The following is a 25,158-nucleotide window of genomic DNA, read 5'->3' as shown; positions in this document are numbered from 1 at the left end:
CTTCGGTTCGTCCGGCGGATCAGGCCCGGGGGCCGCGCCCTCTCCACCCGACCCGAAGGTTCAGGCTCTCCTCGTCACGCCTGGACGAGAACGGACTTCCGGTCCTCCGCGATACGGGTCCGCAGCGCGGCGCGGTCGGGCTTCCCGGCGGCGGTGAGCGGCAGTTCGGGCAGGACGAGGAGGTGCTCGGGGTGCTTGTGCCGGTCGAGTCCGCGCTCGGTCAGGTACGCCCCGAGCTCGGCGAGGGACGGGGCCGTCGGGTCCTTGGCGACCAGGCAGACGGCGAGCCGCTCGCCCATGAGCGGATCGGGCACCCCCACGCAGACGGCGTCCCGGACCCCCGGGTGGGAGACGAGTTCGCGCTCGACCTCGGCGGGGCTGATGTTGGCACCGCCGCGTATCACCACGTCCTTGAGGCGGCCGGCGACGTGCAGGACGCCGTCGGCGTCGAGGAACCCGAGGTCGCCGGTCCTGACCCAGCCCTCGGGTGTGCGGTAGCGGGCGTCGAGCTCGGGCGAGCCCACGTAGCAGAGCGGGGTCATGGGGCCGCGGGAGACGATCTCGCCGATCCGCCCTTCGGGCAGCGGCTCGTGGGTGTCGGGGTCGGTGATGCGGATCTCGGCGACCCGGGGGTCGGGGCGGCCGGCGACGACACCGGAGCGGTCGGTGGGCGGCACGGTGTGCTGGAGCCCGGTGTGGCAGTTGACGCCGTCGGCCGATCCGTACAGGTTGACGACGGGACAGCCGAAGGCGTCGGCCGCCGCCTTGGCGGTCGCCTCGTCGAGGGGCGCGCCGCCGAGGACCAGCGCGGTCGGGGCGGGCAGCGGTTCGTCCGTCCGCTCCAGGGCCTCCAGCATCATGCGGATCATGGTGGGCACGCCGAGGACGTGGGTGGGCCGGTGGTCCCGTACGGCGGCGAGCGCGGCCTCGGGAGTGAAGTGGTCGAGCAGGACGAGCGTGCCGCCGTGGCGGGCGAGTGCGACGGCCGTGCCGTTGGAGCCGAAGGCCGAGGCCAGGGGAACCAGGAAGAGGCAGCGGGGCGGGGTGCCGTCGGGCATGAGGGAGGCGAGGAAGTTCCCGCGCCCTCCGGCCAGGGCGTTGTGGGAGTACGCCACCATCTTCGGCTCCGCCTCCGAGCCGGACGAGACGAGGATGCGGGCGGCGCTGTCGGGGTCGGGGCGGGCCGGGACGAAGCGGGCGGGGTCGGTGCGCAGCAGCTGGGACAGCGGAATCGTTCCCTCGGGTGCGGGGACGCGACCGGCGGCGATGACGTGCCGCAGGGCCGGGAGCGCCGGAGCGAGGGTCTGGAGGTCGGCGGCGTGGGTCTGTCCCCGGTGTTCCACGGCGGCGATGACCGCGACGGCCTCCGCCCGGCGCAGCAGGCATTCGGCCTCCACCGCCCCGCGTCCGACGGGGAACGGGAGGGCGATCGCGCCCAGTGCGGCGAGCGCCAGGTCCGCGATGACGGCGTTGCGGTGGTTGGGCAGCTGGACGCCCACGACGTCGCCGGCGCCGACGCCGAGCCCGCGAAGGCCCTCGGCAAGGGATCGGACCTTGCGGTCGAGGGCCGTGTAACAGAGCTTGCCCTTGGCGTCGATCACGGCGGTGCGGTGCAGATCGGCGATCTGTCTGGCCCGGTAGAGGCTGTAGAGGTCGAGGTCGGGACAGATGCCGTCCACCGCCCAGGAACGGCGGAGGTCGGCGGGGAGCAGGTCGGTCAGGGTGACGGTCACGCGAGGCTCCAGGGGTCGGGAACGGCGGGGGCGCCGTGCGCGTCCCGGCCGATCGGGCCGGACAGGCGCGGGTCGTGGTGAAGGGCGGACAGATCGGTGGTGACGGCCGTGGCGGTCAGGCCGTGGCCGCGCAGCTGGTCGAGCGCGTCCTCGGTGCACATGCCCGAGACGTCGTACGCCGTGGCGGCGGCCGCGCTGTTGTCGCTCGGCGCGATCCAGCCGTCGGAGGTCCTGAGCGGGTGCCGGAACCCGGCGGTGCGGCGGGGGCCGGCACCGGTGGCGGCCCGGCGCAGGGCGGGGGCGAGAAGGGTGTCGGCAGCGCCGAGCAGCGAGGACTCGACCCGCACGCCGTGGCCCGTGCGCTCGCGCAGGAGCAGGCCCGCGAGGACGGCCTCGGTGCCGTGCAGGCCGCCGAGGACGTCGAGGAGCGTCATGAGGGAGGGCACGGGCGGTTCGCCGGCGGGGTGGGCGGCCTCCCCCACGCCGGTCCGGGCCTGCACCATGAAGTCGGTGCCCATGGGGGCGTCGTCGATCCGGTCGGCCCAGCCGCCGGTGTACGCGTACACGAGGGACGGGTTCACGGTGGCGAGGTGCTCGGCGTCGAGCTGGAGCTCCGCCGCTTTGCCCGGGGCCCAGTTGTGCAGGAACACATCGGCCTCGGCGACGAGTTCACGCAGTCGCGTCCGGTCCCCGGGGGCCTTGATGTCGACCTCGACGGCCTCCTTGCCGCGGTTGAGGGCGAGCCAGCGGGCGGAGATCCCGTCGCAGGCCGGCGGCATGCCCCGGAGCGGGTCACCGCCCGGGGGCTCGATCCGGATCACGCGGGCGCCGAGCAGGCCGAGGAGGTGGGCGGCGAGCGGTGCCTGGATGCGGCGGCCCGCCTCCAGGACGGTCAGCCCGGCCAGCGGCCGGTCCGCCGTGGCCGTCGTGGCGGGCCGTTCGCCGGCAGCCGTCGGGCGGGCCTGGCCGAGCGCGCGCAGGGACCAGGGGTCGGCGCCGTCGTCCTCGGCGGCGCGTTCGGCGAGGGTCCGCAGTCGGCACACCTCGGCCTCGGACCGCGCGGCGGCCTGCCGGATCCGTGCCCACGGGTGGCGGCGGGTCACCTCGTGCAGGTCGACGGGGAAGGGCGCGCAGGCGGTGGCGTACCGGAACTGGAAGGGCCGCCAGCCCGCCCGTATCGCGTCGGCGGGAGCCTCCAGGGCGCGCCAGAACGCCGCCCAGGCTCCCGGATCGAGCGTCTCCAGTTCGAACAGGACGCCGTCGGCGGAGGTGAACGGCGGTCCTCCCGGCGCGGGTTCGACGGCCTCCGGCTCGTCGGCGCCGGCTGCCGCGAGGTACTGGGAGACGGTGAGCAGCCCGGCCCGGTCGGCCGTGGTGGTCCGCACGGGGGCCGCCGGGCCGCCCCGGGCCTGCCCGACGAGCCCCGCGAGCAGGCCCTGGACGGTGAGCACGCCGGTGGCGGTGGCCAGGTAGTCGACGGCGAGGCCGCGCGGGGTCCCGTGGCGGCGGCCGTGGACGGCCATGACCCCGGTGACGGCCTGGGCGGTGGCCTCGTCCTCGATCCCGGAGCCCTCGGTCCCCCAGGCGGTCCGGGCCAGGACGGGCGCGAACCCCCCGCCGTCCAGGGCGATGTCGCCTGGCGCGCCGTCCGGGGCGATGTCCCCCGGGGCGCCGTCCTTCACCGTCGCCCCGAGTCGTCGCAGGTGGTCGGAGACGACCCGGGTCAGGGGCTCGGGGCCGCCGATGTCGCACCGGATCGCGTCGAGCGGACGGGCTGTGTCGAGCGGGCGGCGGACCGCGGTGTGCGCGGTCGGCGATGACGCCATGGCTCTCCTCTCCTGGCGCGGCGGTGATGGCCGGCACGCGGGGACTGTCACGGTCACGGGAACTCGGGGGCCGGTGGGCCCGACCTCTTCCACGGGCAGGCAGTCGGACGCGTGTTCTGCCGAGTTCCCGAGACGGAGGAAACAGTGACGGATCATGACGTACCGGATGCCGATCTGCTGCGGAAGCGGGTCTCCGCGTTCGTCCGTGACCGCGTGTTCCCCGTGGAGCAGGCGCTCGACGCCGGCGGACCGCACGCCGGGGACCTACGCGAGCGGCTGCGCGAGGAGGCCCGCAAGGCCGGTCTGTGGGCGCTTCCCCTCCCGGCCGAACTGGGCGGCGGCGGACTGCCCTTGGGCGCGTACGCGTCGATCGCCGAGGCGGAGGGCGCCAGCGACCACGGCCCGGTGGCACTCGGGTCGGCCTCGCTCCTCGACGTGACCATGCTGGCCCGGCACGGTTCGGCCCGGGTGCGGCGGACGTACCTCCCGGGCCTGGTGTCCGGAGCTCTCCGCACCTGTTACGCGATGACGGAGCCGGACACGCCCGGGACGGAGCCGGCGCTGACGGCGACCCGGGCGGAGCGCCTGCCGGGCGGCGGGCGGCGGGTGACCGGCCGCAAGTGGTTCGTGTCGAACGCGGCGCAGGCGGACCTGGTGACCGTGCTCGCCCGGACGAGCGGATCGACGGGAGACCGCACCGGACTCTCCCTCCTCCTCGTGCCGACCGGCTCACCCGGCTTCCGGGTCGTGCGCGAGCTGCCGATCCTGGGCGCGACCGGGCAGTACGAGATCGACTTCGACGGCGTCGAGGTCGCCGAGGACCATCTCGTCGGCGGCCTGGGACAGGCCCTGGCGGTCGCGGGCGAGCGCCTCCAACTGGGGCGCACCCTGCGGGCGTTGCGGTGGATCGGGCAGGCCCAGCGGGCCTTCGACCTCCTCTGCGACCGCGCCGCCGAACGGCAGGGCACCCGGGGCCCGCTCGCGGACCGCCAGCTCGTCCAACAGCACGTCTTCGAAGCGCTGTTGGCGCTGCGGACGGCTCGCCCGCTCGTGTACGAGGCGATGGCGCTGGTCGCGGACGGTCGCGACGCCCAGGTGGAGGTCGGCCTGGCGAAGACGGCGGCGGCCCGCACCCTCCAGGAGGTCGCGGACCGGGCCGTCCAGGTGTTCGGCGCGGCCGGGCTCGGCCCGGACACACCTCTGCCGGCGCTGTTCCGTACCGGGCGGACGGCCCGGATCCTCGACGGGCCGGACGAGCAGCACGTCTCCTCCGTCGCCCGGCGCGTCCTGCGGAGCCGACGGGACTTCGCCGTCACACCCGTCTGAGGTCGGCCCGGCCGAGGAGGGCCGCGAGACCGAGGGCGAGGAAGTAGTCGCCCCAGACGAGTTCGTGGCGGACGGCCGTGCCGCTGTGCGCGTCGTAACAGCCGTCGAGGAGCATCCCGGCCGGACGGGTCCCGCCCGGGCGGGTGAGGTGGTCGTGTGCGAGCCGGTGCAGCACGGCCTCCGCCCGGGCCGCGCACGCCGTCGACCACACGGCTCCGGGGACGCGCGCGAGCTTCAGGAGGGCGACCGCGGTGATGGCGGCGGCCGAGGTGTCGAGCGGGCCGTCGGGGTGACGGACGTCCGTCGGCGGGACCGGGGGGCCGACGAGCATCGCGCAGTCGGCGAGGAGGAGTTCGGCCGTCCGGGTCAGCCGGTCCGTGTGCCAGGAGGGGGCGTCCGCGAGCAGCAGGGCGTCGGCGACGGCCAGCAGGAGCCAGGCCTCACCGCGGGTCCAGCCGGGTGCGGGATCGGCTTCGGCCAGCCAGCCGCGCGTCCGGTCGCGGCGCCATGCCGGGACGGGCCGCCCGGTGCCGTCACCGGGCAGGCACAGGTCCAGATGGCGGTGGAGGTGCCCGGCGGCCGCTCCCCGGCCCTGGGGTCCGGCCGAGGCGAGCAGGGGGACGAGACCGGGGACACCGTCCGCACGGGCCCGCAGCCGCTCACCACCGAGGGCCGAGCCCCAGGGTACGAGCCCGAGTCCGGGATCGAAGGCGTCGACGGCGGCCTGCGCCGCCCGCTCCCGAAGGGCTCGCGCCGCCGCGTCCCCGGCGGCCAGGGCCGTGCCGTACCAGAGGATGAGGCCTCGGGTCGCGGTGTCCGCCTCGGCCCAGGGGGCGAGCCGGCCGGTGACGGCGGCAGCCGCCGTACGGTCCGCGTCGCTCCCGGTGCGGCCGGCCCTGAGCCACAGCAGTCCCGCCCAGAAGCCGCCCGTCCATGATCCGCGGCCTGTGGTCGTCCACCGGCCGTCGGCCGGATCGGCGTACAGGGGAAAGCGGTCACCCACCTGCTCCGCGGTCTCCCCCACCCGCGCCAGGAGGAGTCCGAGGGCCTCCTCGGCCCAGCCCGTGACGGTCACCGCGGACTCCCCGCGCGGGTACGGCGGTCCCGTGACGGTCGCCCCGGCGCGTCCACGCGCGTCCGGCGGTCAGTGGCGTTCACCGCGAACCGCCCGCGCGGGTACGGCGGTCCGTGACGTTCACCGCGAACCGCCCGCGCGGGTACGGCGGTCCCGTACCGCCCAGGCGAGTGCGACCGCCCCCGCGACGGCGAACTCCGCGGCGACCAGCGCCCAGCCCTCCCCGTAGCGCCCGCGCTCCGCGAGGAGCCCGAACAGGGGAGGTCCCACGGCGAACCCGGCGAAGAAGCCGGCGGCGACCAGCGCGGAGTCCTGACCGGCCCGGCCGGGCGCGGAGCGCTGCATCACCAGGACCATCGAGACCGCGTTGCCGGACACGGCGAACACGCCGACCGCCACGGCCGCCGCCCACACCAGGGGGTCGACGTGGACGGCGGCGGCCAGGAGCACGGCCGCTCCCACCGCCCCGGCCGAGAGCAGCGCCGGGAGCCACGGAGCCCGGCCGGGCGTGGCCGCCCGGGACCAGCCGACCCGACCGCCGATCCCGGCGACACCGAGGACGGCGACCAGCGCTCCCGCCACCGTCGGCCCCATGCCGAGGCGTTGGACCCCGAAGAGGGCGAGGTAAGTGTTGACGGAGGCGATGCCCGCGCCGAGGAAGAGCGAGAAGGCGGCCAGCCAGGGCACGGGACCACCGCGGCGGGACGGTGCCGGACCACCGGCGGCGCCCTTCGGCGGCGGTGACGCGTCGACCGGCAGTGCTCTCCAGGCCCACAGGGCCGCGAAGAGCGCGGCACCGGCGGCCACCCAGACGGCGCCCCGCCAGCCGATCGCACCGGCGGCCACGGCGAGCGGCAACCCGGCGACGAAGGCCCCGAGTTGGACGCCGGACTGCTTGGTGCCGGTGACCGCGCCCCGCCTCGGCGCCGGTACGGACGCCAGGATCGCCTTGTTCGTCGCCGGGTTGGCGAGCGCCTGCGGCAGCCCGCCGAGCGCGACGGCCACGAGCAGTACTCCGGGACCGGGCGCGGAGCCGATCAGGCCCAACGCCACCGCGGAGAGGGCGAGCAGGGCCACGAGGGCCCGGCGGGGGCCGACCCGGTCGACGACCCGGCCTCCGACGGGAGAGAGGACGGCCGCCGTGCCGAAGCCCACCGTGGTGGTGAGCCCCAACACGGTCTCCGAGACGCCGAGTCGGTCGACGAGACGCGGACCCAGCGCACCGATCAGGAACAGCTGCATCATCGAGAAGGCCATGGCCGTCGTGAGGAGCGCGGTGAGCCCGCGGGCCGACCCCTGCCCGCTGTCGACAGGTGCCTCCGCCGCCGTACCCGCGCTCGTCACCGCGTACCCTCCCCCGTTCGGCGATCGGGCCGAACGCCTTCGCCTTCGCCTTCACCGTCGTCTACGTCTTCGTGGCCGTGGTCGTCGCCGTGGCCGTCGCCGTGGCCGTCGCCGTGGCCGTCGCCTTCGAGGAGTCGTGGCGACCGTGCCGGAAGTTCCCGAGGCACTCTTGTGGGACCCGTCACAGTCGCGTACTCATGTCCCGACAGGTCGTGGGGGCGGCCGCGGGACGGCCGCTCCCGCCCTCAATCCCCCGGGGAGGGTGCAAGGATGGGCGCGCCATGACACCAGGCCGATGTTCGCGAGGGGTGCGGGCCGCGATGTTCGCGGCCGTCTGCGTGCTGCTCGCTGCCACCGGCCACATCCTCATGTCGGGCCAGGGCGTGCCCGCCTGGACCCTCTCCCTCGCCTTCGCCGCCACCGTGTCGGTCACCTGGGTTCTCGCGGGCCGCGAGCGCGGTCTCCTGGCCGTCACCGCGGCGAGCCTGGCCGTGCAGAGCACGCTCCACACGGTGTTCTCGTGGTCCCAGACGGCGTCCATGCCGACGACGACCGCACCGACGGCCATGCCGATGCCCATGGCTCTGCCGATGCGGATGCCGATGCCGCCGCCCATGAGCGACGTGCACGCGGCGCACGCGCACATGGCGCACGCGGCCATGGGTCACGGGGAATCGACCACGTCCGTCGGCATGCTGTCCGAGACGCCCGCCGGGCACGACATGACAGACATGTCGTCTTCCTTGGGGATGCTGTCGGCCCACATCCTGGCCGCGCTCCTGAGCGGACTGTGGATGGCGTTCGGCGAGCAGGCGGCGTTCCGCCTGCTGCTCGCCACGTCCCTGCGGCTCTTCCGCCCGCTGCGTCCGCTGCTCGCGTCCTTCGTCCCCGTCGTACGGAACCGGCCCCGCTTCCGGCCGGTGCGAGCCGGTGACGAGAGGCCACCACGCCGGCTCCTCCTCGCCCATTCGCTCATCTCCCGAGGTCCTCCCCAGGCACTCGCTGTCCTCTGACAGCCGGCTCCCCGAGCTCGACGGCTCCGTTCCGTCACTCGGGCATCGGTCATGCCGCTTCCCACCGGTCGCGGCCGGCCGTACCAGTCACCGGCCACGGCGCCGACCTCATCTCCGCGTCCGGCCGGATTCCCTTTGCCTCCTAAGGACTTGTGGCGATGACTCCTGCCCACGACACCCTCCTTCAGCGCCCGACGAGCACCTCCCGCTCGGCGCACGCACCGGACGCCGACACGGACGCGGCGACGACGCGGCTCGCGCTGGCCGCCCGGGACGGCGACCCGGCCAAGGCCGACCTCTTCGTACGCGCTCTGCACCGCGACGTCCGGCGCTACGTGACCTACCTCAGTGCAGACCGCCAGGCGGCCGACGACCTCACGCAGGAGGTGTTCCTCCGCGCGCTCGCCGCACTGCCCCGCTTCCAGGGACGTTCCTCGGCCCGCACGTGGCTGCTGTCGATAGCCCGCCGGACGGTGGTCGACAGCCTGCGGCACGCGGCCGCCCGCCCGCGCCTGTCCGACCGCGACGACTGGCAGGCGGAGGCCGAACACACCCAGCCCCGGGGCCTGCCCGGTTTCGAGGACGGCGTGGCGCTCGCCGAACTCCTGGCCGCCATCCCGACCGAGCGGAGGGACGCCTTCGTCCTCACCCAGCTCCTCGGCCTGCCCTACGCCGAGGCCGCCGAAGCCATCGGCTGTCCCGTCGGCACGGTCCGCTCACGGGTCGCACGGGCCCGGACCTCGCTGGTCGCCCTGGTGCGCGGCGCCGAGGAACCGGTGCCGTCGCCGGTGCTCGTCCCGGGCGGCGGCATTCCGGCACGCAAGCGGTTCACGCGGGCGCCCGCGCTCGCCTGACCGTTCGTCCGTCCCCCCGCCTCGCATGACCGACGGGGGGCGGCGGGGCGGGTCGCGGCAGCGCGCCGCGATCCGCCCCGCCCCCGCCCTCGCCCCCGTACGTCGTGCCCGCATCGGCCCCGGCCGCCCGGTACTCCCCGTACGTGTGCCTGTACGTGCTCCGCCCCGTACGCGTCCCCGTACGGGCTCCGTCCCCTACACGTCCTCGTACGTGCCCCCGTACATGCCCCTCTCTCGGGAACCGGACCGGGCGGCCGGCCGACTCCTCCGGAAACACGGCCCGATCCCTCCGGTGCCGTACGACGCGCTCTGGAGAGGCGACCGATGGAAAAGTCACGCGCATCCTCCTCCCCCTCGGGAGGCACGGGGCGGTTCGGATCTCCGCCCGTCGTCCTCGGGGGCTTCCTCCTGCTGCTTGCCCTGGTCTTCACCGGGTCGTACGCGCTCGGAGCCGCGGTGGGGCCGGTCGGCCCCACGCCCGACCCGCCGTCGACGACGGGCCCGACCTCCGCCACGGAGCACCCGCACCACGGGGGTCACTCGTGACGCGCGGGCCGGCCGTCGCCCGGGCGGACCTGGAAACGGTCGACTCGGTCACCACGGACCTCCTGGTCGGCGGCATGACGTGTGCCGCGTGCGTCAACCGGGTCGAGAAGAGGCTCTCCCGCCTGGAGGGAGTCACCGCGTCGGTCAACCTGGCGACCGGACGGGCGCGGGTGTGCCACCCGTCCGGTCTGCCCGTCGACGAGCTGGTCGCCACGGTGGAGAAGGCCGGCTACACGGCTGCGCTTCCGGAGCCTTCCGCCGGCCCGCGGTCCGGCCCCGCCCCGGTCCGCGACGAAGGGAAGGCGAAGGAGGAGGAGGGGACGGCCGCGGCGGAGCGCCGACAGCTCGTGATCACGGGGGTCCTCGCTCTGCCGGTGCTCGTCCTGTCCATGGCGCCCGCCCTGCAGTTCCGCAACTGGCAGTGGCTGTGCTTCGCGCTGGCCGCGCCGGTGGCCGTTTGGGGAGCGTGGCCGTTCCACGTGCGGGCGGTGCGGGGGCTGCGTCACTCCGCTTCGACCATGGACACGCTGGTGTCGCTGGGTGTGGTGGCCTCGTTCGGCTGGTCCGCGTACGCGCTGTTCCTCGGCGGGGCGGGAGAGCCCGGCATGCGGATGCCGTTCACCCTGGCCCCCGGGGCGGCCGCGGACGGCATGGCGCACGTCTATCTCGAAGCGACCGTCGGTGTACCGCTGTTCGTGTGGGCGGGCCGCTTCCTCGAAGCCCGGGCCCGGCAGGGTACAGGGGCGGCCCTTCGCGCACTGGCCGGGCTGAGCGTCAAGGACGTGGCGGTACGGGAGAAGGACGGCGGCGAACGCCTCGTACCCCTGGAGCGGTTGCGCGCCGGGCAGACCTTCCTCGTACGGCCGGGCGAGCGGGTCGCCACCGACGGCGAAGTGGTCGAGGGCGGTTCGGCGGTGGACCTGTCCCTGGTGACCGGGGAGAGCGAGCCGGTCGAGGTCGAGCCGGGCTCCCGGGTCGTCGGAGGCTCGGTCAACGTCGCCGGGCTGTTGCTCGTGCGCGCCACGGCGGTCGGTGCGGACACCCGGCTCGCCCGCATCTCCCGGATGGTGGAGGAGGCCCAGGCCGGGAAGGCCCGGGCCCAGCGGCTTGCCGACCGGGTGGCCGGTGTCTTCGTCCCCGTCGTCCTGGCCCTGGCCGCCGGCACCCTCGGCTTCTGGCTGGGGACCGGCCGGGACGCGCAGTCGGCGGTCACGGCCTGCGTGGCCGTCCTGGTCGTGGCGTGTCCGTGCGCGCTGGGCCTGGCCACGCCGACGGCCCTCATGGCCGCGACGGGACGGGGAGCCCAGCTCGGGATCCTGGTCGGCGGCGCCCGGGCGCTGGAAGGGCTCCGGCACGTCGACACCGTGGTGCTCGACAAGACCGGCACGCTGACCTCCGGCCGGACGACCGTCGCGCGCTTCACCGTCGTCCCGGGTGCCGGCGGCCTCGGCGAGCGGGCCGTCGTGCGGTACGCCGGGGCCCTGGAAGGGGGTTCGGAACATCCGCTGGGCCGGGCGGTTGTCGACTACGCGCGGGCGAACGCCGGGGCGGACCTTCCCGACGTCGTCGACTTCCGCGCCCTGCCGGGACGAGGGGCCCGCGGCGTCGTCGACGGCAGGCTGATCGAAGTCGGGGCGCCGACGGGCGACCTGCCGGCCGTCCTCGCGGACGCGCTGACGGCGGCCGAGGCCACCGCCCGTACGCCGGTCCTCGTGCGCGTCGACGGCGAGGCGGTCGCTCTCGTGGAGATCGGGGACGTGGTGCGTCCCGGGACCTATCGCGCCGTGGACGCCCTCCGCCGCCTCGGCGTACGCCCCGTCCTGGCCACCGGGGACGCGAAGGCTCCGGCCCTGGCCGTGGCCGCCGACCTGGGCATCGAGGAGGTCCACGCCCGCTGCGCCCCCGAGGAGAAGGCCGCTCTGGTCCGCGCGCTGCGGGAACGGGGGCATCGGGTCGCGGTCGTGGGCGACGGCGTGAACGACGCCGCCGCGCTCGCCGGCGCGGACCTGGGCATCGGCCTCGCGGGCGGAGCCGACGCCGCCATCGGTGCCGCGGACGTCACCCTCGTCCGTACGGGGATCGAGGCCCTGCCCGATGCCGTGCGGCTCGCGCGGCGCACCCTGGCCACGATCCGCGTCAACCTCGTCTGGGCCTTCGGCTACAACGTGGTGACCGTGCCCCTCGCGATGCTCGGCGTGCTCAACCCGATGGTGGCGGCGGCCGCGATGTCGGCGAGCTCGGTCCTGGTCGTGGGCAACAGCCTGCGGCTGCGCGCCTGGCACCCTTCGGCAGCCCGCCGGCGCCCGGCGGGTCCGTCACGGCCGGCACGGGCCGCGGGGCCGGCTACTCGGCCGTGACGTCCAGGAGTCCGCGGGTGCGGGCGCTCGCGCCGCTCAGGGTCAGCGGGATGTCCAGGCTCGCGCACATGCGATGGGCGCGGGCCAGGGCGCTGAGGGTGGCCGGGGTGGGATCGGCGGTCGGGACGGCGACGGTCACCCGGACCGGGCGGAGCGTCTGGACCAGGGCCTGGACCTGGAGGGCGACGGCGGCCCGGTTGGTGACGTCCAGGTCGCGGTGGAGCGTCACGTGCAGCACATGGTGACGTACGGCGTGGCTGATGAGCATGGTCCCTCCGCGCAGGACGACGAAGGCCCACAACTGGACACGCTGTGGGCGGTTCGTCCGAGGATGCCACGGCGACCGGCCCGGAGCCCTTCTCGTGACGCCGACGGCGTGGGGTGTCCGGCCGGACCGACGGTTCTCACGTCTGTGAATCCCCGTCGCCGGGTTCGACGGGCAGCCGGCCAAGGGCCGGTTCGTCCTCCCGCCGACACCTCCCAACCGCTCCCCGTCGTGGTGGAGTTCTTCGGGTACGGCGTCGGGCGCGGCCCTCGCACACCCATCTGCTCCGGGCCACCGCCGGGTTCGCGCAGTGCGTGAGGGACACCGGCGGCCCGGTCCGCTCGCATCCTCCGGTGGACGCGAGCCGCACGGCGGTGGTGAAAGGATCACTGCCGTGGAGAGCACGCACATGTGGAGTGACGGACCGGTCGGTGACGAGGCGGCCGCGAGCGGCGGTCTGCTGCGGCTGCTCGGCGGGGCCGAACCCGGTACAGCGGCCGACGGTGCCGGGGCGGGTGTCGAGGTCGGCGGCGCCGAGCCGGGTGCGGAGACCTACGGGGCCGAGCCGGGTGCGGCGGCCTACGGGGCCGAGCCGGGTGCGGAGGTCGGCGGGGCCGGGCGGCGGGTCGTGACCGGACCGCTCGTCTGCCGGTACTGCGCCTGGGACCGGTTCGAGGTGACGTCGGACGAATGCTTCTGCGAGGGCTGCTGCCTGCCGCTCGACGTCCAGCACGAGGACGGGTGCGGCGCTGCGGACCCGGTGGTCCTGGAGCTTCGGCCACCCACGACTCCGTCCCCGGTGACGGACATGAACATGGTGACGTGTCCCGCCGGCCACGACCTGTTCCAGGTGGCCGCCGCCTACACCCTGGGCCCGGACGGATCCATGCGCCGCCTGTCGGTCGGCCTGCGGTGTCCCGTCGACGGCGCGCTGAGCCTGGTCGTCGACGACGTGCGCATGACCCGTTCGCCGAGCGCGCGCCGCGCGTAGGGGCCGGAGCCCGAGCCGTGCAGCGGACTCGGACTCCGGCGGGGTGCACGGATGCCGTGCACGGGCGTGGTGCCCGCCTCACGGACGGGCCGCACGCTCACTGGTTTCAGTGCCAGTACTTCATGGTCGTACCTCCTCCCCCGTGTCTGGACGCAGGGTGACCTCGAAGCGGTCGAGACCGCGGAGGGTCAGATTGCGCCGGTGTTCCGGTTCCGCGACTGCCCGTGCCTGCGGATGGTCCCTGGCCAGGGCGCCGAGGACGGATCCGGTGAGCCGGATCGCCATGGACGCGCCCAGACAGGCATGGGCCCCGCGGCCGAACCCGAGGTGAGGGTTCGGGGCGCGGTCGAGTCGCAGCTCTGTGGGGTGGGCGAAACGGAGCGGGTCGTGGTTGGCCGCGCCCAGGAAGAGCGTGACCGGATCACCCGCCTTCATCGTGACGCCACCCAGTTCGGTGTCGGTGACGCAGACCCGGGCGTCCGCCTGGACCGGTGCGTCGTACCGGATGAGTTCGTCCACGGCCGTGGCCGGGGTCGCCCGGAACGCTTCGAGCGCGCCGGGGGTGGTGAGGAGGGCGGCCGCCGCGTTGCCGAGGAGCCGGGAGGCGGATTCGTAGCCGGCGTGGAGGACGGCGCGCAGACTGTTGCGCAGAACCGTTTCTGCCACGCCGCTGTCCGCCGCGTGCTCGGCGACGTACGCGATGAGACCTTCCTTGGGCGGGTCCACGAGCCACCCTCCCGCGTACTCCGCGAGCCGGGCGCGGGCGGCGACGGCAGGTTCGTGCTTCTCGGGCCAGAGGCCGGCGTCCATGCCGTCGACGACGGTACGGGACATGGGCACGAACCAGTCGAGCTCCGGAGCCTCGACGCCGAGGAAGGCGGTCACGAAGCGGAGCGCCACCGGCTCGGCGAGCTCCCCGACGAGATCGAAGGAGGGGCGCCGGGCCAACTCCACGAGCAGATCGGCGATCTGCCCCTCCAGGTCGTCATGGAGCGCCTGCCGGTCCTGCGCCCGGAAACCGTCGAGCAGCAGGTGCCTGATGGCGGTGTGCTCCGGCGGGTCGAGGGTCTGCACGCTGAGCAGCGGGGCGGGGATCTCCTCCCCGGCACGCCGCCAGTCGGAGGCGAAACGGTTGCTGTCGGTGAGCACGGCGAGGCAGTCGGCATGCCGGGTCAGGACCCAGGAACCGAGCAGTTCGTGCCACAGGACGGGAGTGGCCTCGCGCATCCGGGCGTACGAGGGGTACGGGTTCCGCAGGATCGACGGACGGGCCAGATCCAGAATCGGGTCCACGGCTGCCGCTTGCTCCACGAAACGTCTCCCCTGCGCATAGGGCCTGGTTGAGGCCTTGGCTGCTACCGAGTCGAGCTGTACGAGGCACCGGTCACCGGTGGGTGGAGCACCCCGCTGATCTTGTCACCGGCAGTTCGCCGGTGCTTTTCCGAACATCAATGCGAGCCGAGCGCCGGTGACGCTACCACGCAACTGGGGTGGCTGGTATGACTACTTGCCAGAGATCTTTCACAAAGCTGCGGGGAGTTACGGAAGATGACCGGTCAAGAGCAGGCAATCATTCACGATGTCCCGGTGAACGTTGCCCAACAGCCCAACCCCTACCCGCTCTTCGAGCGCATCCGTGAGCACGGTGTCGTCCAGCGCGTGCGGCTGAATCCCACTCTTGAAGTCTGGATGGTCACCGGTTACGACGAGTCCGTCGCCGCGCTCACCGACCCCCGGCTCAGCAGCAGTCCCGTCGGGGTGAACGGACTCGAGGAGGAGATGGCCCACCAGGAGCGCACCAACGTCCTGATGGCCAGCATGCTCGTCGCCAACGGCGAGGACCACACCCGGCTCCGCAACCTCGTGTCGAAGGCCTTCACGGCCCGCCGCGTGGAGCAGCTCGCGCCCCGCGTCCAGGCGCACACCGACGCGTTCCTCGACTCCTTCGCGGCACGCGGAACCGCCGATCTGGTCTCCGAGTTCGCGCTGCCGCTGCCCATGGCCGTCCTCAGCGAACTCATCGGCATCCCGGCCGAGGGACAGCCCGACTTCGCCCGTCTCGCGGTCGGTCTGATCATGCCGCCCAACACCCCGGAGCGACTCGCCAAGGGCGCTCGCGCTCGGGCCGAACTCACCGAGTTCTTCCAGCCGTTGATCGCCCAGCGCAAGGCGGACCCGAAGGACGATCTGCTGAGCGCGCTGTGCGCCGCGCAGGCGGAGGAGCGGATCAGCGACCGCGAGCTGACGGCGATGACGATCCTGCTCACGCTCGCCGGACACGAGACGACGGCGAGCCTCATCGCCAACGGTGTCCACGCCCTGCTGCGACACCCGGACCAGTTCGCCGCGCTCCGCGACGACCCCTCCCTGCTGCCGGGGGCGATCGAGGAACTCCTGCGCTACGAGGGCCCGGTGAGCCGTGGTGTCGCACGGTTCACCACCGACGCGTACGAGATCGGCGGGGTCACCGTCCCGGCGGGCGAGATGATCATCATCGGGCTCGCCGCCGCCAACCGCGACCCGGCCCGTTACGACCGTCCGGACATCCTCGACGTCGCACGCCGCGAGGTTCCGCAACAGCTCGCTTTCGGCCATGGTGTGCACTTCTGCCTGGGTGCGCCACTGGCCCGTGCGGAGGCGCGGATCGCCATCGGAACGCTGCTGCGCCGCTTCCCCGACCTGCGGCTCGCCGACCCGGACGCGGATCTGAGCCGGCGCGAGGGCATTCTGCGCGGCATGGCGACCCTGCCCGTGGCGTTCACGCCCGAGGCCTGACCCGCCCCGACGACGAGGACGAACGGAGACAGACGGATGACTTCGGCCTCCGGTACGGCGGAGTTCGACGCGATCGCCCCCGGCTACGACGCCTCGCGCGGCGGCACGGCCCGGGCCGCCGGCTTCGCCGAGCAGCTCGCGCCCCTGCTCGACCCCGCCCTCCCGGTGCTCGACATCGGGGTGGGCACGGGCATCGTGGCGGCCGAACTGACCGCGCGCGGCCACGCGGTGTACGGACTCGACCTGTCCACCGGGATGCTCGCCCGGGCCCTGGAGCGTCTCGGTCCGCGGGTGGCGGTGGCGGACGCCTGCCGCCTTCCGGTACGGACGGCCTCGGTGAGCCAGGCGGTGTCCACCTGGCTGCTGCACACCGGGCCCGACCACGGCATGGTCTTCGACGAGGTCGCCCGGGTCCTGCGGCCGGGCGGCCGCTACCTGGTGATCCCGGCCGGGGGTACCCGCCCCACGGACGATGTCGGGGTCGTGGTGGGCGAGCTGGAGGACCGGCTCGACCCGCTGCGGACCCGTCAGGACGGGCCGTGGGCCCTCGCGCCGATCGCCGAGGCGCGGGGACTCGTCTACCGGGGCGCGGCCTCCGAGCGGCCCACGACCTTCCGGGTGTCGCCCCGCGCGATGGCCCGATCCCTGTCGGGCGGCCTCTTCACCGGCGCCTGGTCGGTCACGGGCGACGCCACCCGCCTGGTGGCGGAGGCCCAGGAACGGCTCCTCGCACTCCCGGACCCGGACGTTCCCCGCGTGCGGGAGACGGCCGACTTCGTCATGGTGTTCGAGAAGCCCTGAGGTCAGGCGCGGGACCGCAGGTCGGCCGACGGCCTCGCCGCGCCACCGCGCAGGGACGCCGCATAGGCGTCGTCCGGGTCGAGACGGCGCAGTTCCTCGGCGATCAGCTCGGCCGTGGTCCGGACCTTGAGGGCGAGGACCCGGCCGGGCTGACCGGGAATGGAGAGCCGCGCCACCGGCCCCTCGGGCCGGTCGATGCGGATCTCGCCGTCCGCGGTGCCCATGCGGACGGCCGTGACGACGGGCCCGTCGGTCACGACCCGGTCGACGGGGACGCCCAGCCGCACCTCGAACCAGCGGGCGAGGAGTTCGGCGCTCGGGTTCTCCGCCTCGCTCTCGACGGCGGCCGAGGTCACGGTCTGCGGGGCCTGGTCGAGCGCGGCGGCCAGCATCGAGCGCCACGGGGTGAGCCGGGTCCAGGCGAGGTCGGTGTCGCCGGGGGCGTACGAGGCGGCCCGCTTCTCCAGGGCGGCGAGGGGGTCCTCGACCGCGTACATGTCGGTGATGCGGCGCTGGGCGAGTGAGCCCAGCGGGTCGAGGGACGGCACCTCGGGGGCGTCAACGGGCCACCAGACGACGACGGGCGCGTCGGGCAGGAGCAGCGGCAGGACCACGGAGTCGGCCCGGTCGCCGAGTTCGCCGTGGAGCCGGAGCAGCACCGTCTCGCCCGAACCGGCGTCCGTGCCGAGCCGGACCTCGGCGTCGAGGCGGGTCTCGTGGCGCCCGTGGGGCGAGCGGGCGTGGCGCTTGATGACCACCAGGATGCGGGAGGGGTGTTCCCGGGAGGCCTCGTTGGCGGCCTTGACCGCGTCGTAGGCGTTCTCCTCGTCGGTGACGACGACAAGGGTGAGCACGACACCGGCGGCGGGCGTGCCGACGGCCCTGCGGCCTTCCAGGATCGCCTTGTTGATCTTGCTGGAGTTGGTGTCCGTCAGATCGATCTTCATGCGCGGCGACCGTCCCTTCCTCTGCGGCGAGCCTAACCCTCCCGCGCGGCGGACGCGTGCGGACCCCCGTCCTCGAGCGGCTTCACGCGGATTCCGGCCCCGCCTCCTCCGCCGCGGCCTCGGCGGCGGCCTGCTCGTCGGCCCGCCGGTTGACCACGGCCGCGGCGGCGATCGCGGTGCCGAGGAAGGCGGTGACCACCACCCAGGGACGGTCGAGGACATGGTCCGTGACGTGGTCGAGGGAGTACCGGCCGGCGCCGGTGACCCCGATCGCGGCGGCGACGAAGCCCAGGAACGCCGGGTACTCGTAGCCGCCGCTCTGGGCGAAGAAGCCGGCCGGGGCGTGGACGGCGACGGCGCCGGTCATGGCGCCGGCGGCCGCGGCTCCGGCGGCCGGGGTGGCGAGGCCGAGGGCCAGCAGGGCGCCGCCGCCGGCCTCGCCGAGACCGGCGGCGATGGCGCTCTCCCGGCCCGGGTGGAAGCCCATGGCCTCCATGGCCTTGGTGGTGCCCTCGATGCCGCCGCCTCCGAACCAGCCGAAGAGCTTCTGGGTGCCGTGCGCGGCGAGGACGGCTCCGGTGCCGACCCGCAGCACGAGGAGCCCGAGGTCGCGTCGGTTGGGGTGGCCCATGGGGTTCTCCAGGTGCGGGAAGAGGAAGGGGCGGACTGGTACGCGGTCCACTGTCGTCGGCCCGTCCGGCCTCCGCCGCCCGGGACCACCGGCGCGTACTCCGTACGAGTCACCTTTTGCGGCGTTTGTCCACGAGTGCTTGGGTGAGAGGGCCGTCGCCGTCCCGGGCTCCGCGAGCCGCGCCCCGCCACGGCCCGAGGGAAGTGGGTACGCATGACCGCCGAGTCCACCGGGACCGCAGCCCTGCGGGAGAAGGTCCGGGCCCTGATGCCCCGGGCGAAGGAGGACCTCACCGAGCTCGTGGCGATGCGGTCCGTCGCCGACCCCCGCCAGTTTCCGCCGGAGGAGTGCGCGAAGACCGCCGACTTCCTCGTACGGGCCTTCACGGAGGCGGGACTCCAGGACATGCGGCGGGTGACGACCCCCGACGGCTCGGACGCGGTCGTGGGGCACGCGCCGGGCCCCGAGGGGGCGCCCACCGTGCTCCTCTACTGCCACTACGACGTACAGCCGCCGCTGGACGACGCGGCCTGGGAGACCCCGCCCTTCGAGCTCACCGAGCGCGACGGGCGCTGGTACGGCCGCGGTTCGGCCGACTGCAAGGGCAACATCGCGATGCACCTCACGGCCCTCCGCGCCCTCGGCGGTCCGGACGGCCGGGGCTTCCCCGTGAACATCAAGTTCGTGGCGGAGGGTTCGGAGGAGCAGGGCACCGGCGGCCTGGAGCAGCTCGTCCCCCTGCAGCCCGACCTGTTCGCCGCCGACACCCTGTTGATCTGCGACACCGGCAACTTCGCGCGCGGCCTGCCCACCACGACCACCTCGCTGCGCGGGCTCGCCAACGTCGTCGTCACCGTCTCCACCCTCAAGGGGGCGATGCACTCCGGCATGTTCGGCGGCCCCGCGCCCGACGCCCTGGCCGCGCTGATCCGGATCCTCGACGGCCTTCGCGACGAACACGGCAACACCGTGATCAAGGGGCTGCCGGACGACGGCGTCTGGGACGGGGTCGACTACCCGGCCGAACAGTTCCGCGCCGATGTCGGCGTCCTCGACGGGGTGTCCCTGGTCGGTACGGGTTCGGTCGCCGACGAACTCTGGGCGAGGCCCGCCGTCACGGTGCTCGGCATCGACTGCCCCCCGGTGGTGGGTTCCTCGGCCGCCGTGCAGGCGAAGGTCAGCGCCCGGGTCAGCCTGCGGATCCCGCCGGGGGTCGACGCCGACGACGCCCAGCGCGCCCTCGCCGCCCATCTGACCTCGGCCGCGCCGTGGGGCGCCCGGGTGGAGGTGGAGCCCGAGAGCGGCGGCCAGCCGTTCCGCGCGAGGACCGACGGCCCCGCCTACCGGGCCCTGGCGACGGCGCTCCGGGAGGCGTACGGGAAGGACATGGTCCAGTCGGGCCAGGGTGGTTCGATCCCGCTCTGCAACGTGCTCGCCGCCCACTTCCCCCACGCGGAGATCGCGCTGATCGGCGTCGAGGAACCCGGCTGTCTCATCCACGCGCCCAACGAGAGCGTGGACCCCTCCGAGATCGAGCACATGGCGCTGGCCGAGGCGCTCTTCCTCAGCGGCTACGCCACCCCGCGCTGACCGCCCGCAGCTCCGCCCCCGCCACGGAAGGACGGAACCGTCCATGACACAGACTCAAGACGGCCCGAGGCACCAGGACATACCGCCCGGACCGCTGAGCATGCTCGCGGGCGCCGCCTGGCAGGCGCTCCTCTTCGCCGGCATCGCGTCCCTGGTCCTCGGCATCATCGTGCTGGCCTGGCCGGAGGCCTCGCTGTTCGTGGCCGGCCTGCTCTTCGGTCTCTTCCTGCTGTTCAGCGGTGTGATGCAGCTGGTCGCCGCCTTCGGCACGCACACCACGACCGCGCTGCGCGTCATGGCCTTCATCAGCGGCGCGCTGTCGATCCTGCTCGGCCTGCTGTGCTTCCGGGGCGCGACGCAGTCGATCCTGCTGCTCGCGCTCTGGATCGGGATCGGCTGGCTCTTCCGCGGCATCACGGAGACCCTCGCGGCGGCGTCCGACGCCACCATGCCGGCGCGCGGCTGGCACATCTTCCTCGGCATCGTCAACGTGCTCGCCGGTGTGGTCCTCATCGTCTCCCCGCTGGAGTCGGCCAGGGTGCTGATGGTCCTCGGAGGCATCTGGCTGCTCGCCGTCGGCGCGGTCGAGATCGTCACGGCGATCCAGGTGCGCGGCCGTGCCAAGAACCTGCCGCCGGGGGCCTGACGGCCTCCGCGCCTCCCCCGCCCGTGCGCTCGCCCTGCCCCTCCCGGCCCCTCTCCCGCCCCTCGCCGTCCGCCCGATTCCCGGGCGGGCGGCGAGTGCTGTTGACGCGTGCGCTACATTTTGCCGGTCCTTGACCACCGATCCCCCGTGATCGTGATCCCCGGAGACCGGCACACCATGAGCGACATCGTCAACGGCCTCGGCCGGGCCGGCGCCTACGGCGCCCTCGGCGTGGTCCTGCTGATCCTCGGCATAGTCCTCGTGGATCTGCTGACCCCCGGCAAGCTCCGCCGGCAGATCTGGGAGGACCGCAACCGCAACGCCGCGATCCTGCTGAGCTCGGCGCTCCTGGGCATCGGCGGCATCGTCTTCACGTCGATCTGGACGACGTACGAGAACTTCGGCAAGGGCCTCGTGTCGACGGCCGCGTTCGGCCTGCTCGGCCTGGTGATGATGGCCGTGGCGTTCCTGGTCGTGGACCTGGTGACGCCGGGCAAGCTGGGCGCCACCCTGGTCGACCCCGAGCCGCACCCGGCGGTCTGGGTGACCGCCTCCTGCAACATCGCCGTCTCGGCGATCGTCTCGGCCTCGATCGCCTGATCCCACCGGGACGTCCGATCCCTCCGAGACGTCCGAGGCCAAGTGGACGTCCGAGGCCAACCAACCGGGACGTCCGCGGCCAAGGGGATGTCCGAGGCCAACCAACCGGGACGTCCGAGGCCGACCGGGACGTCCGAGGCCAACCAACCGGGACGCCCGAGGCCAGCGACGGAGCCCTTGCCCCTCAAGGCCTCAGCCCGCCATCGGCTCCACCTCCAGGAAGCGGCGCCCGCGCGGCCCCTTGTACAGCAGGGCCTCCCAGCCGAGCCGCGTCAGGGCGGGCACGCAGCCGCCGAGGGTCGTCGCCTCCTCCTGGGCGGCTCCCGAGCCCGCCGGGCCGAGCCACTCGACCACGGCCGTCCCCGGCCGGTCCCCCGGCCGGACGCGGTAGCCCGTGGCGATCCGCGCCCCGGAGGCGTCCACGGCCGAGGGTGTGAGGCCGCCCGACTCCAGCGCGAGGGCCACCGCGCGGACCGGCTGCCGGCGCTCCCAGTCCGCCGGGACGGCCTTCGGGTCACCGCCGTCGGCGCGTTGGGTCAGCCGTCTGATCTGGAGCAGCCCGTCGAGGGCGGCCCTGACCTCCCTCGACCGCTGCTCGACGTCCGCCGGGGAGACCGGCGGGCCGTCCCCGGTGGCCGCGTCGAAGGTGCCGCCGCCGTGGCCCGCCGTCACTGCAGCCGCCGGATGTCACCACGGACCCGGTAGAAGCCTCCCGCGGCCGCGTGCAGGGCATCGACCACGTACCGCGCGCCGGGCTCCCGGATCGCACGCGGGAACTGCACGTTCCACGCGGAGTCGTAGCCCTCGGAGAGGACCCGGACCCGCGTCCTGCCCGACTCGTTCACACACTCCACGACCACCGATCCCGCCGGGGCGACGCTGACGGTCGTGACGGCGGTGACCGTCGTCGCCGGCTCGTACACCGGCATGGCCGCGGCGAGCTTGATGTCCCGCGCGACCGGCACCGTACCCCCCTGCGCGGCCTGGATCGCCGCCTCGCTCGCGTCCACGCAGACCAGCGAACCGTCCGTGGTCACCAGGTAGAGACGCTCGTCGCGGTACTGCATGGAGAGCGCGGAGCCCCCGCCCGTACCGAGCTTCCACAGCCGGGTGCCGTCCTCCGCGAAGCAGTAGACCGAGGAGGCCGAGTCGGCCGCGAAGACGAACCGGCCGCCGGGCGAGGTGGCGCAGGAGTACACCGGGCTGTCGCAGCTGTAGACCGCCTCGACGCGCCCGTCCTTCTTCGCGAGCCGCTGGACCTTCTTGCGGGCCGTGCCCGCGTAGACCGCGGTGTCCTCCTGCCAGCCGAAGAGCACCCCGCCCTCGGTGGCCGTGTGCCACAGCTCACCGCCGCCGTCCGGTGCGTGGGCGGCGACGCCCCGCGTGTCCCCGTAGTAGACGGCTTCCCCGTCGGCGCGGACCATCCAGGCGTGCTCGCCCTGGCCGCCGCGCGCCCACTGGTGCTCGTCCTCGTGGTCGATGACGGTGAGCCGGCCCGAGCGGTCGGCGACGTGCAGGACGCCCTCGTGGATGTCGAGCCAGAAGATGTCGACGTCGGTGGCGATGTCGTACGCGGCGAAGGGCAGCTTCGACGACAGGTCATACACCTTGCCGTCGTCACAGCCGGCGTAGATCCAGAAGTCGTCGGCGACCAGGCACTTGACGCCGTCCGGCAGGCTGAACCGGGCCTGCACCTCGCCGGAGCGGTCCAGCGTGAAGACGTCACCCGCCTGGTTGCCGACCCAGCAGCGCTCCTCGTCGACATGGATGCCGAAGGCAGCCGAACCGGTCCGGAAGCGCCACAGGACGGGAGCGACGGCGCGCGCGGTGGAGGGCGCGGAGGTCACCGCGCGGCGCGTCACGGCACGGGCCGCCCGCTGTCCACGGACCGCCGGGGCGTATCCCTTGCGGACCTTCTCCCCTATCTTCTTCGCCGCGGCCGCCTGCGCCTTCGCCGCCGTGGGGAAGGTGGAGCTCTGCGTCTGGCCCGCCGTCCCGATCCGGCCGTAACGGACCGACACCGCGAGGTCCTCGACGGTCACTTCGTAGAACTTGTGGGCGCCGCCGTCGTCCTGCGACAGCTCCAGATAGGTCGTCGTCGTCATGGTGAAAACGGTAGGGGCACCCACTGACAACGGCCCCCGGTGAAGCCTTGGCCACAGGACCTAAGTCCCCGGCATTCGGGACGTTCGGCGCGGCATTCCGGACATACACCGCTGTGACGATGGTCCCTGAAGATCATCCGACGTGCCGTCACCTCAGGAACGGCCGGAAGGGCCTCATGACCGAGCACCAGAAGCGGCCCCTGCCCGTCCGTGCGCGCCGGCACGCGGACGGCATACCGATGGACGACCTCTTCCGGTCGGACCCCGCCCGGCGACCGACCACGACCCTGCCCAGGAGCACGGCCCTGACGAAGGGCCGGACCGAACCAGAACCCGACTCCGGCACCGACTCCAACTCCGGCTCCGGCTCCGGCTCCGGATGCCGACCCGAGCCCGCCGGCCTCCCGGAGCCGTCGGCGCTCTCCGGTTCCGCATCGCCGGGGGCGCCGGAGGCGACCTCCGCACCGCTCCCCCGCCGTCCCCCGCCCGTCGACCCCGGTCTCGGGGAACGCCCCGGACCCGCCGTCCCCGGCTGGGTGGCCGTCCTGACCGGGCTCACGGCGCTCACCGGCATCGCCACCACGCTCCGGCGGGCCCGACCGCTCCGCGAGGTCGAGCTGCTGCCCTGGCAGTGGGCCGCGCTCGCGAGCTGTGTCGTCGTCGCGGTCGTCTCGTTCGGCGGCCTGACCCGGGGGCGGACCGGCTCCGCCTGGGTGCTCTCGCTCTTCGGCCGCTACCGGGGCAGCGTCCGCCGCACCGGCCTCGTCTGGATCAGCCCCTTCGTACTGCGCCGCCGGATCGACGTACGCCTGCGCCACTGGCGCAGCGAGCCGATCGCCGTCGTCGACGCCGAGGGTTCGGCGCTGCGCGTCGTCGTCCTGGTCGTGTGGTCGGTGCGGGACACGGCGCGCGCGCTGCTCTCCGTCGACGACCATCTCGGCTATCTGCGCGAGCAGGTGGAGGCCGCCGTCGCACGGGTGCTCTCACGGCTTCCCGCCGACGCCTTCCGGGGCGGCACGCCGACCCTGCGGGATGCCGAGGCGGTCGGCGACGCGCTGACGCGCGTGCTCGCCGCGGAGTGCCGGCCGGTGGGCATCGCCGTCTTCTCCGCACAGCCGACCCGGATCGAGTACGCCCCCGAGGTCGCAGCCGCCATGCGGCGCCGTCAGATCGCAGCCCTGGACGCCAAGCACCGGGACTCCGTCCTCACCGGCGTGATCGACGCCGTGGACGACACCGTGACCCGGCTGACCGCGCGAGGTCTCGTCGAACTCGACGACTTCGAACGCCAGGCCCTGGTGAAGGACTTGACCGTGGCCTTCTACACCCGGAGCGGCAGCCCGGCCGACCCCCGTCAGGAGTGAAGAGGAACGTGGACACCACCAACCCCCTGGACACCACCAACCCCCTGGACACCACCAACCCCCTGGACACCGCCAACCCCGTGGACACCGCCGACCCCGTGGACACCGCCGACGCACACCCCGCCCACCGGTTCACCACCCCCGACTTCACCGATGAGAGACCCCCGGGCTGCGCCTGTGTGGGCTGCGCCGACGCCGGTCGGCGTACCGCCGCGGACGGTTCACGCTGCTCGGCCGCCGTCCACGGCGTGCGCCGCGCGGTCGTCGCGACCGTGGGCGCGATCGCTCTGGCGGGTTCGGCGGCGGGAACGGCCGCCCCCCAACCCCCCCCCGCGCACGCCCGTTGGGACGGGTCGAGGGACGGGTTAC

Annotated in this window: 22 protein-coding genes and 1 pseudogene; 13 read left to right on the top strand and 10 right to left on the bottom strand. The window is 74.1% G+C overall.

Annotation, left to right across the window (positions count from 1 at the left end):
* Positions 1-74 precede the first annotated feature (74 nt).
* Together ACFQ79_RS08025 and ACFQ79_RS08020 are read right to left on the bottom strand one after the other, a co-directional pair.
* Entirely contained in the window at positions 75-1,733 is a 1,659-nt protein-coding gene (locus ACFQ79_RS08025; protein WP_383580097.1) for a class I adenylate-forming enzyme family protein, read from the bottom strand.
* Complete coding sequence (locus ACFQ79_RS08020) at positions 1,730-3,559, bottom strand: CoA transferase (RefSeq protein WP_383580096.1); 1,830 nt, start codon at positions 3,557-3,559, stop codon at positions 1,730-1,732. The genes ACFQ79_RS08025 and ACFQ79_RS08020 overlap by 4 nt, the downstream gene beginning before the upstream one ends.
* A gap of 144 nt (positions 3,560-3,703) precedes the next feature.
* Here ACFQ79_RS08020 and ACFQ79_RS08015 point away from each other — a divergent pair, with 144 nt between their 5' ends.
* Positions 3,704-4,885 carry an acyl-CoA dehydrogenase family protein gene (locus ACFQ79_RS08015; RefSeq protein WP_383580095.1) on the top strand — a complete coding sequence of 394 codons (1,182 nt, stop codon included), beginning with the start codon at positions 3,704-3,706 and terminating at the stop codon, positions 4,883-4,885.
* Here ACFQ79_RS08015 and ACFQ79_RS08010 read toward each other — a convergent pair.
* Together ACFQ79_RS08010 and ACFQ79_RS08005 are read right to left on the bottom strand one after the other, a co-directional pair.
* Positions 4,872-5,960 (bottom strand): sugar ABC transporter permease, encoded by a 1,089-nt coding sequence (locus tag ACFQ79_RS08010; RefSeq protein WP_383580094.1) that lies wholly within the window; start codon positions 5,958-5,960, stop codon positions 4,872-4,874. The genes ACFQ79_RS08015 and ACFQ79_RS08010 overlap by 14 nt on opposite strands.
* Positions 5,961-6,080: 120 nt before the next feature.
* On the bottom strand, positions 6,081-7,304 hold the full coding sequence (locus ACFQ79_RS08005) for an MFS transporter (protein ID WP_383580093.1): 1,224 nt from the start codon (positions 7,302-7,304) through the stop codon (positions 6,081-6,083).
* Positions 7,305-7,585: 281 nt separating this feature from the next.
* On the opposite strand from ACFQ79_RS08005, the gene ACFQ79_RS08000 reads away from it, so the two are divergent.
* From ACFQ79_RS08000 to ACFQ79_RS07985, 4 genes are all read left to right on the top strand, one after another.
* Positions 7,586-8,317, top strand: coding sequence for a hypothetical protein (locus ACFQ79_RS08000; protein ID WP_383580092.1), 732 nt, complete (start codon positions 7,586-7,588; stop codon positions 8,315-8,317).
* Between the two features lie 158 nt (positions 8,318-8,475).
* Positions 8,476-9,171 carry a sigma-70 family RNA polymerase sigma factor gene (locus ACFQ79_RS07995; protein ID WP_383580091.1) on the top strand — a complete coding sequence of 232 codons (696 nt, stop codon included), beginning with the start codon at positions 8,476-8,478 and terminating at the stop codon, positions 9,169-9,171.
* 324 nt (positions 9,172-9,495) lie between these two features.
* Positions 9,496-9,717, top strand: a complete 222-nt coding sequence (locus ACFQ79_RS07990) for a hypothetical protein (RefSeq protein WP_383580090.1) — start codon at positions 9,496-9,498, stop codon at positions 9,715-9,717.
* A 74-nt stretch (positions 9,718-9,791) separates the two neighbouring features.
* The gene (locus ACFQ79_RS07985; RefSeq protein WP_383580251.1) at positions 9,792-12,074 is read left to right on the top strand and encodes a heavy metal translocating P-type ATPase; all 2,283 of its coding nucleotides are present in this window, start codon (positions 9,792-9,794) and stop codon (positions 12,072-12,074) included.
* Here ACFQ79_RS07985 and ACFQ79_RS07980 read toward each other — a convergent pair.
* Positions 12,061-12,342: a hypothetical protein gene (locus ACFQ79_RS07980; RefSeq protein ID WP_383580089.1), complete on the bottom strand. Its 282-nt coding sequence runs from the start codon at positions 12,340-12,342 to the stop codon at positions 12,061-12,063. The genes ACFQ79_RS07985 and ACFQ79_RS07980 overlap by 14 nt on opposite strands.
* Positions 12,343-12,733: 391 nt before the next feature.
* Between ACFQ79_RS07980 and ACFQ79_RS07975 the strand changes: the two genes are divergently transcribed.
* A complete protein-coding gene (locus ACFQ79_RS07975) occupies positions 12,734-13,330 on the top strand; it encodes a hypothetical protein (RefSeq protein ID WP_383580088.1) in 597 nt (198 codons plus the stop codon).
* A 120-nt stretch (positions 13,331-13,450) separates the two neighbouring features.
* Here ACFQ79_RS07975 and ACFQ79_RS07970 read toward each other — a convergent pair whose 3' ends face one another.
* A complete protein-coding gene (locus tag ACFQ79_RS07970) occupies positions 13,451-14,623 on the bottom strand; it encodes a cytochrome P450 (RefSeq protein WP_383580087.1) in 1,173 nt (390 codons plus the stop codon).
* Positions 14,624-14,917: 294 nt separating this feature from the next.
* Between ACFQ79_RS07970 and ACFQ79_RS07965 the strand changes: the two genes are divergently transcribed.
* Both ACFQ79_RS07965 and ACFQ79_RS07960 read left to right on the top strand, forming a co-directional pair.
* A complete protein-coding gene (locus ACFQ79_RS07965; RefSeq protein ID WP_383580086.1) occupies positions 14,918-16,105 on the top strand; it encodes a cytochrome P450 in 1,188 nt (395 codons plus the stop codon).
* A gap of 36 nt (positions 16,106-16,141) precedes the next feature.
* Positions 16,142-16,906, top strand: coding sequence for a class I SAM-dependent methyltransferase (locus ACFQ79_RS07960; RefSeq protein WP_383580085.1), 765 nt, complete (start codon positions 16,142-16,144; stop codon positions 16,904-16,906).
* A 2-nt stretch (positions 16,907-16,908) separates the two neighbouring features.
* On the opposite strand, the gene opcA is transcribed toward ACFQ79_RS07960, so the two are convergent.
* Together opcA and ACFQ79_RS07950 are read right to left on the bottom strand one after the other, a co-directional pair.
* Entirely contained in the window at positions 16,909-17,853 is a 945-nt protein-coding gene (gene opcA, locus ACFQ79_RS07955) for a glucose-6-phosphate dehydrogenase assembly protein OpcA (protein WP_383580084.1), read from the bottom strand.
* Positions 17,854-17,935: 82 nt separating this feature from the next.
* The gene (locus ACFQ79_RS07950) at positions 17,936-18,484 is read right to left on the bottom strand and encodes a DoxX family protein (protein WP_383580248.1); all 549 of its coding nucleotides are present in this window, start codon (positions 18,482-18,484) and stop codon (positions 17,936-17,938) included.
* A 213-nt stretch (positions 18,485-18,697) separates the two neighbouring features.
* On the opposite strand from ACFQ79_RS07950, the gene ACFQ79_RS07945 reads away from it, so the two are divergent.
* The 3 genes from ACFQ79_RS07945 to ACFQ79_RS07935 all read left to right on the top strand — a co-directional run bounded on the left by ACFQ79_RS07945 (position 18,698) and on the right by ACFQ79_RS07935 (position 21,320).
* Positions 18,698-20,074, top strand: coding sequence for a dipeptidase (locus ACFQ79_RS07945; protein WP_383580083.1), 1,377 nt, complete (start codon positions 18,698-18,700; stop codon positions 20,072-20,074).
* 43 nt (positions 20,075-20,117) lie between these two features.
* Positions 20,118-20,720, top strand: coding sequence for an HdeD family acid-resistance protein (locus ACFQ79_RS07940; protein ID WP_383580081.1), 603 nt, complete (start codon positions 20,118-20,120; stop codon positions 20,718-20,720).
* 177 nt (positions 20,721-20,897) lie between these two features.
* A complete protein-coding gene (locus ACFQ79_RS07935) occupies positions 20,898-21,320 on the top strand; it encodes a DUF350 domain-containing protein (RefSeq protein ID WP_073904594.1) in 423 nt (140 codons plus the stop codon).
* Positions 21,321-21,512: 192 nt separating this feature from the next.
* On the opposite strand, the gene ACFQ79_RS07930 is transcribed toward ACFQ79_RS07935, so the two are convergent.
* On the bottom strand, positions 21,513-21,992 hold the full coding sequence (locus ACFQ79_RS07930; protein WP_383580080.1) for a hypothetical protein: 480 nt from the start codon (positions 21,990-21,992) through the stop codon (positions 21,513-21,515).
* Positions 21,989-23,425: a WGR domain-containing protein gene (locus tag ACFQ79_RS07925; protein WP_383580079.1), complete on the bottom strand. Its 1,437-nt coding sequence runs from the start codon at positions 23,423-23,425 to the stop codon at positions 21,989-21,991. The genes ACFQ79_RS07930 and ACFQ79_RS07925 overlap by 4 nt, the downstream gene beginning before the upstream one ends.
* 176 nt (positions 23,426-23,601) lie before the next feature.
* Here ACFQ79_RS07925 and ACFQ79_RS07920 point away from each other — a divergent pair, with 176 nt between their 5' ends.
* On the top strand, positions 23,602-24,789 hold the full coding sequence (locus tag ACFQ79_RS07920; protein ID WP_383580078.1) for an SPFH domain-containing protein: 1,188 nt from the start codon (positions 23,602-23,604) through the stop codon (positions 24,787-24,789).
* A gap of 8 nt (positions 24,790-24,797) precedes the next feature.
* Positions 24,798-25,158, top strand: a pseudogene (locus tag ACFQ79_RS07915) (hypothetical protein); the annotation flags it as partial.

The organism is Streptomyces sp. NPDC056480 (assembly GCF_042795405.1).
Taxonomy (GTDB): Bacteria; Actinomycetota; Actinomycetes; order Streptomycetales; family Streptomycetaceae; genus Streptomyces.
This window is presented reverse-complemented; position numbering and strand designations above follow the sequence as displayed.

Bases quoted from the DNA above. Each gene is read 5' to 3' on its own strand.
- ACFQ79_RS08020 (WP_383580096.1), bottom strand. From the start codon at position 3,559: ATGGCGTCATCGCCGACCGCGCACACCGCGGTCCGCCGCCCGCTCGAC.
- ACFQ79_RS08000 (WP_383580092.1), top strand. From the start codon at position 7,586: ATGACACCAGGCCGATGTTCGCGAGGGGTGCGGGCCGCGATGTTCGCG.
- ACFQ79_RS07995 (WP_383580091.1), top strand. From the start codon at position 8,476: ATGACTCCTGCCCACGACACCCTCCTTCAGCGCCCGACGAGCACCTCC.
- ACFQ79_RS07990 (WP_383580090.1), top strand. From the start codon at position 9,496: ATGGAAAAGTCACGCGCATCCTCCTCCCCCTCGGGAGGCACGGGGCGG.
- ACFQ79_RS07985 (WP_383580251.1), top strand. From the start codon at position 9,792: ATGACGTGTGCCGCGTGCGTCAACCGGGTCGAGAAGAGGCTCTCCCGC.
- ACFQ79_RS07980 (WP_383580089.1), bottom strand. From the start codon at position 12,342: ATGCTCATCAGCCACGCCGTACGTCACCATGTGCTGCACGTGACGCTC.
- ACFQ79_RS07960 (WP_383580085.1), top strand. From the start codon at position 16,142: ATGACTTCGGCCTCCGGTACGGCGGAGTTCGACGCGATCGCCCCCGGC.
- opcA (WP_383580084.1), bottom strand. From the start codon at position 17,853: ATGAAGATCGATCTGACGGACACCAACTCCAGCAAGATCAACAAGGCG.
- ACFQ79_RS07950 (WP_383580248.1), bottom strand. From the start codon at position 18,484: ATGGGCCACCCCAACCGACGCGACCTCGGGCTCCTCGTGCTGCGGGTC.
- ACFQ79_RS07945 (WP_383580083.1), top strand. From the start codon at position 18,698: ATGACCGCCGAGTCCACCGGGACCGCAGCCCTGCGGGAGAAGGTCCGG.
- ACFQ79_RS07940 (WP_383580081.1), top strand. From the start codon at position 20,118: ATGACACAGACTCAAGACGGCCCGAGGCACCAGGACATACCGCCCGGA.
- ACFQ79_RS07935 (WP_073904594.1), top strand. From the start codon at position 20,898: ATGAGCGACATCGTCAACGGCCTCGGCCGGGCCGGCGCCTACGGCGCC.
- ACFQ79_RS07925 (WP_383580079.1), bottom strand. From the start codon at position 23,425: ATGACGACGACGACCTATCTGGAGCTGTCGCAGGACGACGGCGGCGCC.
- ACFQ79_RS07920 (WP_383580078.1), top strand. From the start codon at position 23,602: ATGACCGAGCACCAGAAGCGGCCCCTGCCCGTCCGTGCGCGCCGGCAC.